This is a genomic window from Methylobacterium sp. Gmos3 (genome assembly GCF_056430985.1).
The window spans coordinates 380,201-394,233 of the sequence record NZ_JBWJYL010000001.1; the positions used below are offsets into that span (position 1 = coordinate 380,201).

Consider the following 14,033-nt stretch of genomic DNA (forward strand, 5'->3'; position numbering starts at 1 on the left):
GCCTCCGATGGGCAGGGGCCGGCCGGGGATGCTAAACCCGAGGCGCCGCTCCGGCCAAGCCGATCCACCGTGGGAGGCGCATGCGCGTTCTGGTCGTCGAGGACGATGCCGCCCTGGCCCGTGGCTTGGTCGCCGCCCTCCGGCAGGGCGGATACGCCGTCGACCATGAGGCCGACGGGGCGGATGCGGTGCAACTCGCCCTCAGTGAGCCCTACAGCCTCGTCGTGCTGGATCTCGGCCTGCCGGGCCTGCCGGGCTTCGACGTGCTCAAGGCCGTCCGCGCGGCGGGCTCGACCGTTCCGGTCATGGTGCTGACGGCGCGGGACTCCGTCACGGACCGCGTGCGCGGCCTCGATCTCGGCGCGGACGATTACCTGCCGAAGCCGTTCGACCTCGCCGAGTTCGAGGCGCGGGTGCGCGCCCTCGTCAGGCGGGGGCAGGCCGTGCCGAACCCCGTCCTGCGCTGCGGCACCCTGGAACTCGACCGGACGACGGGGATCGTCACCCTCGGCGGCGTGCCCGTGCCCCTGCGCCGCCGGGAACTCGCCGTCCTGACGGTTCTGATGACGCGGGCCGGCAAGCCCGTCCCGAAGGAGCGGCTGAGCGCGGAGATCTTCGGCTTCGACGAGCCGGTCGCGCCGAACGCCCTCGAACTCTACGTCGCCCGGCTTCGCAAGAAATTGCAGCCGGACGGCCCCGAGATCCGCACCATCCGGGGTCTCGGCTACCTGCTGATGCCGGTGTGACGAGCGCCCGCCCGCCCTCGCTCCGGCGGCGTCTCCTGGTGCGCATGCTGCTGCCGGTGCTGGCGCTCGCGCTGCTGCTCGGCTTCGCGGGCGCCCTCGTCATCCGCGACGTCGTGGAGACGACGCATGACCGCCTCCTCGATGGATCCGTCCTCGCCATCGCCGAGCGGCTGACGGTGGAGGACGGCGAGGTCTCGGTCGATCTTCCCCGCGTCGCCCTCGGGATGCTCGAAAGCCAAGCCCAGGACAGGATCTACTACAGCGTCACCTATCTCGGAGAGCTGGTGACCGGCTACCGCGACCTCCCGAACGTGGATGTCGGCGCCCTCGTACCGGGCGTGACGGCCCACCGCGACGGGGTGGTCCGCGGGGCGAGCGTCAGGATCGCCGCCCAGGCGCGCCGCGTCTACGGGAAGCCGAGCCCGGTCCTCGTCCAGGTGGCCGAGACCCGCGAGGCCCGTCAGAGCCTGGAGCGGCGCCTGCTGGCCGGGCTCGCCCTCGCCGAACTCGGGCTCCTGGCCCTGATCGGCACGCTGTCCTGGTACAGCATCGACAGCGGCCTGCGGCCGCTCACCCGGTTGAGCGACGAGATCGGCCGCCGGGCCGCGCCGGGCGCCGTCAGCCTTCAGCCGCTCGACGTCGCCCGCGTGCCGCGCGAGGCGATGGCGCCGGTTCAGGCCCTCAACACGCTGCTCCACCGCCTGGACCGGGCGATCGAAGGGGAGCGCAGCTTCACCTCCGATGCGTCCCACCAATTGCGGACGCCCCTCGCGGTGCTCAGGATGCACGTGGAGCTTCTCCGCCGCAGCCCTGCCGGCGACCCCGCCCGCGAGGCGGCGATCGACGAGATCGACGGCGCGGCGCGGCGGCTGGAACGGCTCCTGTCCCAGCTGATCGCCCTGGCCCGTGCCGACCAGGGACAGGGTCGCGAGCCGGCCTCGGCCGCGAGCGCCGACCTCGGCGAGATCGCCACCCGCGTCGTCACGGAGCAGGTGACCAACGCCCTCTCGCGCGGCACCGAGATCGTGCTCGATCGTCCGGACGGGGCGCTGCCGATCCTGGGCGACCCTTTCATCGTCGGGGAGATCCTCACGAACCTCGTCGACAACGCGATCCGCTACAACCGGGCCGGTGGGGTGACCACGCTCCGGGTCGCGCGGACGCACGCCGGGGCCTGCGCGTTCGTGGAGGACGAGGGACCCGGCATTCCCGACGCAGAGCGCGAGAGGGTGTTCGAGCGCTTCTATCGCGTCGCGTCGCGGAACGGCCCGGACGGCAGCGGCCTCGGGCTCGCCATCGTCCGGGCCCTGGCGGATCGGATCGGCGGGGCCGTCACCCTCGCGGCCCGCGCCGACGGTCCGGGACTGGTGGCACGGGTGGACTTTCGCGCACAGTGACGGCGAGATGGCGTGATCCGACGGATCCGCGTGGGGCCTAGATCGCCGGTAATTGAAGCCCGAGCGGGTTCGGTCCGTAACGGTTGTCGCCGGGGGTGCCCGCGCGACAGAACCACACCAGCATCGTCACGATCACGCCCAAGCCCACGAGGCCACCGACGGCCCCGACGAGGGCCGCCGCCTGCGTCCCCGCCAGCACCGCGACGAAGGCCACCGTGAAGGCCGGGACGACGGGCGCCAGGAGCCACCAGCCGGAATGCCCGGTATCGTGCAATCGGCGGACCCCGAGGCTGATGTTCGGCAGGAACGTTACCAGGTTGAACAACGCCGAGAACACCGGCCAGCCGATCGCGGCATCGACGATTGTGCAAGCGGCCGAGGCGAGCAGCAGGAACAGAACTGCATACCAATACTCGGACCGGGAGGAGCGCCCCGAATAGTCGAAGCATCTCGCGAAAAACGCGCGCGAAGCCTGGGTAAAGCTCATCCGTCCCGATCCGTCGCAATCCACGCGGCAACCTGCGCGACGGCATCATGGCCGGCAGGGGTTACTGCCGGCTTTCAGTGCTTTTCGGAAACAGCCCCATGCCCGCGAAACCGTCCCGCGACGTTTTTACCGGCAGGGATGGCCGGGCGGACAGGGGGGATGCGCATTGCCGCGCGGCGGCGGGGGCGCCGCCCGCGCCATCGGGGCAGGAGCCGGGGGCGCGGGCCGCGCCGCCGGGTGAGGGGCCGGAGGCGGGCGCCGCATCATCTGCGGGTGCGGGGCAAACTGTTGCGGTCGCTGAACGGCCTGCACCTGACGGGCGGGGGCTTGCGGCCTCTGGATCGCCCGCTGCTGCGCGATTTGCGCCTGCATGGCCTGCCGTCGCTGGACGGCCTGCTGCGCCAGCGGCTGGCGGACTGCCTGTTGCCGGCTTTGCGCCCCGCGTGGATCGAACGACGGTCCGCCCGGCCGAGGGGCGGGAATCGCGGCGGCGGGGCGGGGAGCGGGAGGCTGCGCCGCGCCGACCGGTGGTCTCGGCTGAGCCGGCGCGACGCTGGCTGCGTTCGCCGGAAGCGCCTGGCCGTTCGCGCCGGGCAGGGCGTGCCCCGGGTCCGGCCGCGCGGAGAGAGCGGAGGGCGTCGCCGGCGCGGAACCGGGAAGCGGCGCGGGCGCCACCGCCGCCCGCTGTTGCAGGGCCGTGGGCAGCGCCACCCGGGTCGCCGCCGCGCCGAGGGCGGCTCCGGCCACCGCGCCGGCACCGATCGCGGCGCCCGGCACCGCCGGAGCCGCCGCGTTCTGGCGGTTGATCTGCTCGATGATCGTCGTGTTGTGGATGTTCTGGAACAGCACGTTGTTCGGCGGCGGCGCCACATAGGCCGGCGCGGACACGTAGACCGGAACCGGCACGACCGGCGGCGCCGGCAGGACGAACAGACCGTAGACCGGCGGCGGCGGCGCCAGCGCCACGAGATAGGCCGGCGGCGGCGGGAGGAACACGAGGGCCGGCGGCGGCGGCGGGGGCAGGGCGAAGACCGGATCGTCGAGGAACAGCACCGGCCGGTCGACGTACACGATCTCCTCGGGCGGAGGCGGCGGCACGTCGTAGACGAGGGTCGCGAAGCGCGGCGGCGGCTCCAGCGCGGCGGCGAGGGAGGCGAGGCGGCGGCGCGCGTCCCAGGCATGGGGCCCACGCGGATAGCGGTCGAGGTAGGACCAGTAGGCGTCCGGCGTGCCGACGATCCAGGTGCGCCGCCAGACCACCGCCTCGCGGCGGGCGGCGATCAGCGCCCGTACCCGCCTCGCCAGGGCCTCGCCGGGGTAATCGGCCACGAATTGCTGGTAATGGGGAAGGTCGTCGCGCTCCAGGCAGACGGCATAGGCATCCTGGACGCCGAGATCGCGCAGGGGCCGGTCGCGAAGGGCGGCGGCCCGCTCGCGGCCGAGGGCGGGGGCGTCGGCGGCCCGGTCGAAGAACACGAAGGCGGAGGCCGTGCGGTCGGCATCCCACGGCACCTCGGCGCCCTTCGTGGCGGCATCGACGCGCAGGCGCACCCGGTCGAACAGCGGGCCGGGTGTGAGCCCGCCCTCGCGGATCATCTCGACGAGCGCCTGGGCGTAGGCACCGTAGGGTCCCTTCTCGTCCGGTCCGACCGTCCCCGGGGCGGCGTTGGTGGCGATCAGGCTGCCGGGCTCGGCCTCGGTCAGGGCGAGACCGCCGGCCAGGGGCTTGTCCGGCACGGTGAAGGGCGTGCGCCGCGCCCCGTCGAGGACGAGGAAGCGCGCCTTCAGCGGCAGGGCGGCGAGGCTCTTCGTGTAGTCCGAGATCCGCAGCGCGCGCAGCGAGATGTCGGCGGCGCTCGCCACCCGCAGGTCGATGGGGGCGAAGTAATTCTCGCCTTCCAGCTGAAGGCCGTAACCGGCGAGGTAGACGAACGTCACCGTGTCGGGTCCGGCGGCGGCGGCCTTGTCGACGAAGTCGCGCAGCGATTTGCGCAGGGCGTCCTCGTCGAGATCCCGCGCGCCGATCACGTCGAAGCCCGCCGCCTGCAGCGTCTGGGCGACGAGCCCGGCATCGTTGGCGGCGGTGGCGATCGGGCCGGCCTGATACGCGGCGTTGCCGACGACGAGCGCGATGCGCTTCTCGGCGGCCGAGGCCGGCATGGCGGGCCAGGCCGCAGCGAGGAGCAGTGCGGCGAGCAAGAGGCCGATGGCGTTGCGGAGGCGCATCGCGGAATCCCATGTGAACGGTGCGGCTTGACGCGCGCCCGTCTTCGCGGCGCATCCATCCGCCCGAATGCGGCGACGGGACGGCCTGGCCGTGACACGATTCCCGTCTTGCCGGTCACGATGTCGTGCCGCGATCCTCGCCCACGAGCCCGCGCACGGCGGCGGTGACGAGCAGGCGCGTCATGCGCGGCACATCCTCGGGAGAGATCGGGCCGAGCCCGTTCGTCTCTCCGAGATGCACCATTCCGTGGACGCTGGCCCAGAGCGCCTTCACCGCGATGTCGATCTCGGCGTCGGGAACCCGGCCCGTCTCCTTGAGCACCCCGCCGATCAATCCGAACAACGCCGCGATCTCGCCGGCCATCTCGGGGGGCGCGTCCGAGACCCTGGGCGCGAGCATGGCGGTCCAGGCGTTGCGGCGCAGCCGCGCGAAGCCGGCATAGGCGTCGGCGAGTGTCAGCAGCCGCTCCGTGGCGGGCTCGCCCGCGCTCCGGGACAGGGACGCTTCGAGCACGCGCTTCAGGTCGCGCATCGTGATCGCGTTGGCTTCGAGGCGAAGCGCCTCCAGGTCCCCGAACACCTTGTAGACGGCGCCCACCGACATGCCGGCGCGCTCCGCGACGGCGCGCGCGGTGAGCGCCTCCAGGCCGCCCTGCTCGATCAGTTCGAGCGCGATCCGCGCGAGGGCGAACCGTTCCTCGGCCCGCGTCCGGTCGGATTTCGAGGGTCGGCCCAACTTTTTTGGAACGTCGTTCACGAAAGTCCTTGCGTTCGATCCGAATGGGGGTATACGTCATTTCGTGAACGGCGTTCAAGTTAGCTCGCGAGGCGGGCAAGCCGTTCCCACGAAAGGGTAGTCGCATGTTGAAGACCCTGAGCGACCTGTTGCGCGGCACGGTCGCCGACCAAGCCCAAGCCCTGCACGACGCGAATGCCGTCGCGCTCCTGCGCCAGCAGATCCGGGATGCGGCCGGAGCCTTGGCGGTGGCGCGGCGCGAACTGGCGATCGCGATGGCGCACCAGGCCGGGGAGACCAAGGCGGTCGAGGCCCTGACGGAGCGCGCCGCCGTTCTTGAGGCATCAGCCGGCAAGGCGCTCGCCGACCGGCGGGAGGATCTCGCCACCGAAGCCGCTATCCGCATCGCCGCCTTGGAGGACGAGGTGGCGGACCGGCGCGCGGCGCTCGGAGAATTCTCGGAAGAGGTCTCGCGCTTGCGCCGCCTCGTGGAGGATGGCGAGCGCCGCCTGCGGGATCTCGATCGCGGCCTTCAGGCGGCCCGGGCCACCGAGGCCGTCCGCCGGGCCGGCGCCAATGGCCGGCGCGGCATCGCTCACGCCTCGGGCGCCCTGCAGGACGCGGAGGCGACCCTGGTCCGCCTGCGCGGACGCCACGCCGCCGAGGCGGATGTCGACGCCGCCCTCGCCGCGCTGGACGGCACCCCGTCCGGCATCGAGCAGCGCCTCGATGCGGCCGGCTACGGACGGATCCGCACCGATCCCGCCGCGATCCTCGGGCGCATCCGCGCCAAGGCCGCGTGACGCCACCCATTCCCCCCCACGCACGGAAGGACGACGCCCATGGTTCCCCAGATGCCCCATACGCCCGCCTGGAAGGCGTTCACGTTCGTCAGCTTCGCCATCGCCGTCGGCATGCTCGGCATCGGCGTGTTCTTCGCCAACATCGATCCCTGGACGAAGGGCTACCTCGCCATGGCCGCGCTGCTGTCGCTCAGCTCGGCCTTCACCCTGGCCAAGACGCTGCGCGACGAGCACGAGACGAACCGGCTGATCAACCGGATCGAGACCGCCGAAACCGAACGCACCCTGCGCGAGGCGATTCCCGGTCGCGTCTGAGCCTCGGCTTGGCCGAGCGGACGCGCGCCCTGGACCGCCGGGCGCCGAAGGGGCATCCCCTTCGGCGGACCGAACGAGGACGCGCCCGTGACCCAGCCGATCACGATCTTCATCGACGCCGACGCCTGCCCGGTGAAGAACGAGACCTACCGCGTGGCCGAGCGCTACGGGCTGCACGTCTACGTGGTGGCCAACAGCTTCCTCAACGTGCCGCGCGAGCCGTGGATCGAGCGGGTCGTCGTGTCGGACGGGTTCGACGCCGCCGACGACTGGATCGCCGAGCGGGCCGGGCCGCACGCCATCGTGATCACCGCCGACGTGCCCCTGGCGAGCCGCTGCGTGAAGGCCGGGGCGAGCGCCCTCTCGCCCACCGGCAAGGCGTTCACGGATTCCTCGGTCGGGATGGCGCTCGCCACCCGCAACCTCATGCAGGACCTGCGGGAAGCCGGCGCGGTGACCGGTGGGCCGCCTCCGTTCTCGGCCAAGGATCGGTCGGCCTTCCTCGGCGCCCTCGATCGGGCCGTCATGCGGCTGCGTCGGGCGGGTCGTTGAAAAAACGATGCGGCGTATGGCACCGCTTCGGTGACGGAACCCTGTCTCGCCCTAAAACCTAAGGCGAGTGAACGGGGAATAGAGCATGGAAACCTATAAGGACGTTCTGGCGGGCCAATGCCCCTTCGGCGGCGACCGCATCGGGGGCGCCGACACGTCCCCGCCGACCCTTGAGGACTGGTATCCCGACCGCCTGCGCGTCGAGATGCTTCACCAGAACGGTCCGCAGGCGAATCCGCTGGCGGATTTCGATTACAGGTCGGCGTTCGAGGCGCTCGACCATGAGCAGCTCAAGGCCGACATCCGCGCGTTCCTGACGAGCTCGGTGGCGTGGTGGCCGTCCGATTACGGCAATTACGGCCCGCAGATGATCCGCATGGCCTGGCACTCGGCGGGCACCTACCGCATCGCGGACGGGCGCGGCGGCGCGGGCGAGGGCCTGCAGCGCTTCGCCCCGATCAGCTCGTGGTGGGACAACGGCAATACCGACAAGTCCCGCCGCCTGATCTGGCCGATCAAGCAGAAATACGGCAACGCCCTCTCCTGGGCCGACCTGATGGTGCTGACCGGCACCGTCTCCCTGGAGATCATGGGCCTGCCCACCTACGGCTTCGCCGGCGGCCGCCGCGACGCCTGGGAGGCGGACAACGCCACCTATTGGGGACCCGAGCTGTGGGACCCGCACAACGTCGAATCCTTCGACAGCATGGTGACGCGCGACAAGCGCTGGCGCGGCCGGAACGGCGACGCCGATTACGACATGGAGAACCCGCTCGCGGCCTCCCACCAAGCGCTGATCTACGTGAACCCGGAAGGGCCCTACGCCAACGGCGACCCGATGGGCTCGGCGCGGGACATCCGCGTGACCTTCACCCGCATGGCGATGAACGACGAGGAGACCGTCGCGCTGATCGCGGGCGGCCACGCCTTCGGCAAGAGCCACGGCATGGTGAAGGCGGACAGGATCGGCCCGCCGCCGGAGATCGCGCCCCTCGAGGCGATGGGGCTCGGCTGGCACAACCCGCAGGGCACGGGCGCGGCCGAGAACACGATGACGAACGGCATCGAGGGCTCGTGGATCCCGAACCCGACCCAGTGGGACAACGACTACCTGACGAACCTCTTCAAGTTCGAATGGAAGCAGACGAAGAGCCCGGCCGGCGCCCTGCAATGGGAACCGGAGGATCCGGACGCCCCGCGCACGCCGGACGCCCACATCCCCGGCAAGACCCACCCGCTCATGATGATGACGAGCGACATCGCGCTCAAGACCGACCCGGTCTATCGCGAGATCTGCCTGAAGTTCCTGAACGACTTCGACTATTTCACGCTGCAGTTCTCCAAGGCGTGGTACAAGCTCACCCACCGCGACATGGGTCCGAAGGAGCGCTACCTCGGCCCGGAGAAGACCCTCGAGCCGGATCTGCTGTGGCAGGACCCGATCCCGGCCGTCGATCACCCGCTGATCGACGAGGGCGACATCGCCGCCCTCAAGCAGGAGATCCTCGGCCTCGGGCATTCGGTGTCGGACTTGGCCTACGCGGCCTTCGCCTCGGCCTCCACCCACCGCAACACCGACAAGCGCGGCGGGGCGAACGGGGCGCGCATCGCCCTGGCGCCGCAGAAGGACTGGGCGATCAACCGCAGGGCCATGCCGGTGATCGAGGCCCTGAAGGGCGTCATGGCCGGGTTCAACGGCCGGGCCGGCGGGGGCAAGAAGGTCTCGCTCGCCGATCTGATCGTGCTCGGCGGCTGCGCGGCGGTGGAGAAGGCCGCCCGCGACGCCGGATCCTCGGTCACGGTGCCCTTCGCGCCGGGGCGGATGGACACCACCGACGCGATGACCGACGCCGACAGCTTCGAGTGGCTGAAGCCGGTGGTGGACGGGTTCCGCAACTACGTGGACGACCGCTTCGACCAGATCACGCAAGGCCGGGTCTCGCCGGAGCAGGTCTTCCTCGACCGGGCGCATCTCCTGGCGCTCACCGCCCCCGAATGGGTGGCGCTGACGGGCGGCGTGCGGGCGCTGAACCTCAACCACGACGGCTCGACCCACGGCATCTTCACCGACCGGGTCGGGGTGCTGACGAACGACTTCTTCACCGTGCTGACCAGCATGGATTACGAGTGGAAGAAGGCGGACGGCGCGGGCAAGGCGTTCACCCTCGATGATCGCGCGAGCGGGCAGACGACGTTCACGGCGACCCGCTGCGACCTCGTCTTCGGCGCGAACGCCCAGCTTCGCGCGGTGGCCGAGGTCTATGCCGGCACGGACGGGCAGGAGCGCTTCCTGCGCGACTTCGTGAAAGTGTGGGACAAGGTGATGAACCTCGACCGCTACGACCTGAAGCCGAACTGACGCACGGGCGGCGGCCGGGGCCTCCCGGCCGCCGCCTGCAAGAACTTCCTCCCGTCACCCAGGCAATTCTCCCGCTATGCACCGGGCAAGTCTGGCAATTGTACACACGTTTGTGAGTCTGTAGTCTAACCGGCAAATTAGTTCCGCCGGAAAGACAAGAAATGATCCGGAGCGAGATCATCAAAGGTGTCGACCTTCTGCCGCAGGTCGTGCACAGTGACCCGCGCGGAAATCTTGTTTCCTTCGAAGAATTCGGCAACGTTCCGTTCTGCCCGAAGCGTGTCTTCGTCATCACGGTGGACCGTCCGGGGCCGGCTCGCGGCGGTCATGCCAATTCCTGCGACGAGCTGATCAGCGTCATCAGCGGCGCGGTCACCATCGAGATCGACAACGGCGAGAGCCGCCGCTCCGTGCGCCTCGACGGCCGCGACGAGGCCCTGTGGATCCGGGCCGGCATCCTCATCGTGCTGAAGGAGTTCGCGCCGGGCACCGCGCTCCTCGTCTGCGCCTCCGAGCGCTACGAGGACACCCGGCATTTCGACCGTCCGCGCACGGGCGCGACCCGGACCCTGTGTCCGGCATGATCCCGCAGGCGGCGCCGCCGCTGCGGATCGCCCGGTTCCGGACGGAGATCGACGCGGCGGTCGCCCGCGTCCTGTCCGGTCCGTCCTACATCCTGGGCGAGGCGGTCGCCGCCTTCGAGGCCGCTTTCGCGGAGACGGCGGGGGGCGGGCATTGCGTCGGGGTCGCCTCCGGCACGGATGCGCTGGCGCTGGCGCTGCGGGCGCTGGGAATCGGGCCGGGCGACGAGGTGCTGCTGCCGGCCCTGACCTTCGCGGGCACCGCGCAGGCGATCCTGCATTGCGGTGCGAGCCCGGTCTTCGTGGAGGTCGACCACGCCACGCGCTGCATCGACCCGGCAGCGGCGGAGCGGGCCATCGGCCCCCGCACCGCCGCCCTCGTGCCGGTCCACCTCTTCGGCCACCCGGCCGCCATGCCCGCGCTGATGGCGCTCGCGGACAGGCACCGGCTCGCCGTGGTGGAGGATTGCGCGCAGAGCCACGGCGCCACCCTGGACGGCCGGGCGCTCGGCAGTTTCGGCCACGCGGCGGCCTATTCGTTCTACCCGACGAAGAACCTCGGCGGCGTCGGCGACGGCGGGGCCGTCGTCACCGCCGATCCGGCCCTGGCCGAGCGCCTGCGCCGCCTGCGCCATTACGGTTTCGCGGGCGGCGAGCGGGTCAGCGGGGGAATCGGCTTCAATTCCCGGCTGGACGAGATCCAGGCGGCGATCCTCCTCGCCCTGTTGCCGCATCTCGCGGAGGGCAACGCCGCGCGCAGGGCGAGCGCCGCCCGCTACCGGGGGCTGCTCGACGGACCCGGGATCGGTCTTCCGCCGGAGGGCGCGGGCAGCGTCTACCACCAGTTCGCGATCACCATTCCCGACCGGGACGGGCTGAAACGCCGTCTCGACGCGGCGGGGATCGGCACGGCGGTGCATTATGCGCCGGGCCTGCACCGCCACCCGGCCTTCATTGAGGGCGCCCGCACCCCCCTGCCGGTCACGGATGCCCTGGCCGGCAGCCTCCTCAGCCTGCCGATCCAGCCCGAGGTGGCGACCGGCCACGAGGCCCGCATCGCCGGGGCGATCCGGGAGTGCCTGCGTTGCGCGGGGTGATTCTCTACGGAATCGGCTCGCCCATCGTGGTCGATGTCGAGGAGAGCCTGTACCGGGCGGGCCTGCCGCTCGTGGCCGGCATCGCCAATCATCCGGGGGCGGTGCATCTGCCGGAGGGCGCGCGAATCCTGGCGCCGGAGGAGATCGCGGACGCGGAGCGCGACCTGCCCTTCCTCGTGCCGCTGTTCACGCCGGGCCACCGGCACGCGGCTGCCGGAGAGGCCGCGCGGCGGGGTTTCAGCCGGCCGCTCACGCTGATCGACCCGAGCGTCGCCGCCCCGCGCCATCTCGACTTGGGGCCGGGCTCCTACGTCAATGCCGGGTGCAGCCTCGGCTCCGGCAGCGTGTTCGGCGCCTTCGCTTTCATCAATCGCGGGGCGAGCCTCGGCCACCATGTCCGGGGCGGGGATTATGTTTCGGTCGGGCCGGGCGCCGTGCTCGCGGGCCATGTCCGCCTCGGGACGGGCGCCTTCGTCGGTGCGGGGGCGACGATCCTGCCGGAAGTCACCATCGGCGCGAATGCCGTGGTCGGCGCGGGCGCGGTGGTGACGAAGGACGTGCCGGACGGCGCCCTCGCCCTCGGCAACCCGGCCAGGATCATCCGCCGCGACATCGGCGGCTACAGGGGAATCGCCGTTCCATGACGCGGCCGGTCGTCCACCTCTACACCCTGTGCTGGGACGAGGCCGACATGCTCGGCTTCTTCTTCCGCCACTACGATTCCTTCGTCGACCGCTACGTCATCTACGACGACGGCTCGACGGACGGCTCCCGCGAGATCCTGCGCGCCCACCCGAAGGTCGAGCTGCGCGACTTCCCCCGCACGGACCCCGAGTCCTTCGTGCTCTCCCACCGGGCGATGCAGAACGAGGCATGGAAGGAGAGCCGCCACCGGGCCGACTGGATCGTCGTCACCGCCATCGACGAGCATCTGCACGTGCCCGGCCGCGCCATGGCGGATTACCTCGCCGAGCAGGCCGACCGGGGCGTCACCCTGATCCCGGCACTGGGCTTCGATTTGAACCACGCGGAGATGCCCGACGATTCGGGGCTGCTCGTGGAGCGCGTCACGCGCGGGCGCCCGCGCCTCGCCTTCAACAAGCTCAGCGTGTTCAAGCCGGAAGCCCTGCGCGAGACCGGCTTCGGGCCGGGGCGCCACGCGGCCACGCCCGAGGGCGATCTCGTGCTGCCCCCGCGCGATACCCTTCAGCTCTGGCACTACAAGCATCTCGGCTTCGAGCGGAACGCGACGCGGGAGGCGATCCAGGCCGAGCGGCTCGGCCGCACCGACCGCGAGCAGGGCTTCGGCCAGCACTACCTTTGGGGGCGCGAGCGCCTGCGCGCGTTCTGGGCCGAGATGGAGCGCGACAGCCTCGACCTCGCCGGGGCCGACGCGGAGGCCCTCGCCATCCGCCCCGTCTGGTGGGAGGAGCAGGGCCTGCGCCGGGCCGATCCCGCCCCGCTGCCGCCCCTCGTGCCGGCCACGCCGGGGGCGGCGCCCACCGTCTCGGTGCTGGTGAAGTCGTACCAGCACGCGCCCTATGTCCGGCAGACGATCGAGAGCGTGCTCGCCCAATCCTTCCAGGATTTCGAGATCGTCGTCACCGACGACGGCTCGACCGACGGCACCGCCGAGATCCTGCGCGGCTTCACCGATCCGCGCATCCGCCTCGTATGCTGCCCGGAGAACCGGGGCATCTCGGCGGCGATGAACGCCACCGTGGCGCGGGCGCGGGGGCGCTACCTCGCGATCCTCAACTCCGACGATTGGGCGCTGCCCGGCCGCCTGCGGCGGCAGGTGGGCTTCCTCGACGCGCATCCCGACGTCGCCCTGGTCTTCGGGATGCCACGGATGGTGGACGAGGCGGGCCTGCCGACGGGAGGCTACAACGATTTCTCCGCGCCATTGCGCTTCCCCGATTTCTCCCGGCGGAGCTGGTTGCGGTTCTTCTTCTTCCACCACAACACGGTCTGCGCGCCCACCGCGATGATCCGCCGTGAGGCCTACGAGGCCGCCGGCGCCTACGACCTGCGGCTGACGAACCTGCAGGATTACGACATGTGGATCCGCATGCTCATGGCCGGGCAGACCATCCACGTCCTGCCCGACAGCCTGACCGCGTTCCGCATCCGCGACGGCCTCGCCAATGCCAGCGCCCCGAGCCCGGAGGCCCGCCTGCGCGACGGATTCGAGCACGCGATGGTCCTGCACCGCTTCAGGGGGATGGACGAGGCGCTGTTCGCGGAGGTCTTCGACCCCGCAGAGATCGCCCATCCCGGGGAGCCGCTGCCCCTGCGCCTCGCCCGCCTCGCGAGCAGGCTCGACCGGCCGGCGCTCCGCCTCTTCGCCCTCCAAACCCTTTACGAGGAGGCGCACGCACCGGAGCATTTCGCCACGCTGCGCGAGTGGGCCGGCCGGATCGACGCCCTCGGCCTGCGCGGGATCGAGGAGCGCGACCGCCACATCCACGCTCTGGCGACCGAGCGGGATGCGCTCGCCGCAGACCGGGACGGCATCGTCGGCGACCGTGACCGCCTCTCCGGTCTCCTGAAGCAGGAAGAGGCAGACCGCGCGCAGGAGCGTGCGGCAGGGGACGCCGAGCGCGCCGATCTCGGGGCGAGGCTGGAGGCTGCCCTCCAGGTCCAGCGGCGGATGGAGCGGACCCTGTGGTTCCGCTCGGCCCGCGCGGTGCGCAAGGTCGGCCGGATGTTCCGCGCCTGAGGCCGGGTTGGC

At 71.4% G+C, this 14,033-nt stretch carries 13 protein-coding genes; 10 read left to right on the forward strand and 3 right to left on the reverse strand.

What is annotated here, in order from left to right; genetic code table 11:
• Positions 1–80 precede the first annotated feature (80 nt).
• Together ACS5Q7_RS01855 and ACS5Q7_RS01860 are read left to right on the forward strand one after the other, a co-directional pair.
• Positions 81–746 (forward strand): response regulator, encoded by a 666-nt coding sequence (locus ACS5Q7_RS01855; RefSeq protein WP_478337717.1) that lies wholly within the window; start codon positions 81–83, stop codon positions 744–746.
• The gene (locus tag ACS5Q7_RS01860; RefSeq protein ID WP_478337718.1) at positions 743–2,143 is read left to right on the forward strand and encodes a sensor histidine kinase; all 1,401 of its coding nucleotides are present in this window, start codon (positions 743–745) and stop codon (positions 2,141–2,143) included. The genes ACS5Q7_RS01855 and ACS5Q7_RS01860 overlap by 4 nt, the downstream gene beginning before the upstream one ends.
• Before the next feature lie 37 nt (positions 2,144–2,180).
• Here ACS5Q7_RS01860 and ACS5Q7_RS01865 read toward each other — a convergent pair whose 3' ends face one another.
• From ACS5Q7_RS01865 to ACS5Q7_RS01875, 3 genes are all read right to left on the reverse strand, one after another.
• A complete protein-coding gene (locus tag ACS5Q7_RS01865) occupies positions 2,181–2,630 on the reverse strand; it encodes a DUF805 domain-containing protein (RefSeq protein ID WP_478337719.1) in 450 nt (149 codons plus the stop codon).
• A gap of 126 nt (positions 2,631–2,756) precedes the next feature.
• Complete coding sequence (locus tag ACS5Q7_RS01870) at positions 2,757–4,856, reverse strand: caspase family protein (protein ID WP_478337720.1); 2,100 nt, start codon at positions 4,854–4,856, stop codon at positions 2,757–2,759.
• Between the two features lie 115 nt (positions 4,857–4,971).
• Positions 4,972–5,613, reverse strand: coding sequence for a TetR/AcrR family transcriptional regulator (locus ACS5Q7_RS01875; protein WP_478337721.1), 642 nt, complete (start codon positions 5,611–5,613; stop codon positions 4,972–4,974).
• A 104-nt stretch (positions 5,614–5,717) separates the two neighbouring features.
• Here ACS5Q7_RS01875 and ACS5Q7_RS01880 point away from each other — a divergent pair, with 104 nt between their 5' ends.
• The 8 genes from ACS5Q7_RS01880 to ACS5Q7_RS01915 all read left to right on the forward strand — a co-directional run bounded on the left by ACS5Q7_RS01880 (position 5,718) and on the right by ACS5Q7_RS01915 (position 14,021).
• Complete coding sequence (locus ACS5Q7_RS01880; RefSeq protein ID WP_478337722.1) at positions 5,718–6,395, forward strand: PspA/IM30 family protein; 678 nt, start codon at positions 5,718–5,720, stop codon at positions 6,393–6,395.
• 39 nt (positions 6,396–6,434) lie between these two features.
• Positions 6,435–6,710 (forward strand): YiaA/YiaB family inner membrane protein, encoded by a 276-nt coding sequence (locus ACS5Q7_RS01885; protein WP_478337723.1) that lies wholly within the window; start codon positions 6,435–6,437, stop codon positions 6,708–6,710.
• Positions 6,711–6,797: 87 nt separating this feature from the next.
• A complete protein-coding gene (locus tag ACS5Q7_RS01890; RefSeq protein WP_478337724.1) occupies positions 6,798–7,262 on the forward strand; it encodes a YaiI/YqxD family protein in 465 nt (154 codons plus the stop codon).
• 85 nt (positions 7,263–7,347) lie between these two features.
• Complete coding sequence (gene katG, locus ACS5Q7_RS01895; RefSeq protein WP_478337725.1) at positions 7,348–9,621, forward strand: catalase/peroxidase HPI; 2,274 nt, start codon at positions 7,348–7,350, stop codon at positions 9,619–9,621.
• A gap of 161 nt (positions 9,622–9,782) precedes the next feature.
• Positions 9,783–10,205, forward strand: a complete 423-nt coding sequence (locus ACS5Q7_RS01900) for a sugar 3,4-ketoisomerase (protein ID WP_478337726.1) — start codon at positions 9,783–9,785, stop codon at positions 10,203–10,205.
• Positions 10,202–11,299 carry a DegT/DnrJ/EryC1/StrS family aminotransferase gene (locus tag ACS5Q7_RS01905; RefSeq protein WP_478337727.1) on the forward strand — a complete coding sequence of 366 codons (1,098 nt, stop codon included), beginning with the start codon at positions 10,202–10,204 and terminating at the stop codon, positions 11,297–11,299. Before ACS5Q7_RS01900 ends, ACS5Q7_RS01905 begins: the two co-directional genes overlap by 4 nt.
• Positions 11,296–11,943: an LbetaH domain-containing protein gene (locus ACS5Q7_RS01910; RefSeq protein ID WP_478338014.1), complete on the forward strand. Its 648-nt coding sequence runs from the start codon at positions 11,296–11,298 to the stop codon at positions 11,941–11,943. Before ACS5Q7_RS01905 ends, ACS5Q7_RS01910 begins: the two co-directional genes overlap by 4 nt.
• On the forward strand, positions 11,940–14,021 hold the full coding sequence (locus ACS5Q7_RS01915; RefSeq protein WP_478337728.1) for a glycosyltransferase family 2 protein: 2,082 nt from the start codon (positions 11,940–11,942) through the stop codon (positions 14,019–14,021). Before ACS5Q7_RS01910 ends, ACS5Q7_RS01915 begins: the two co-directional genes overlap by 4 nt.
• Positions 14,022–14,033 lie beyond the last annotated feature (12 nt).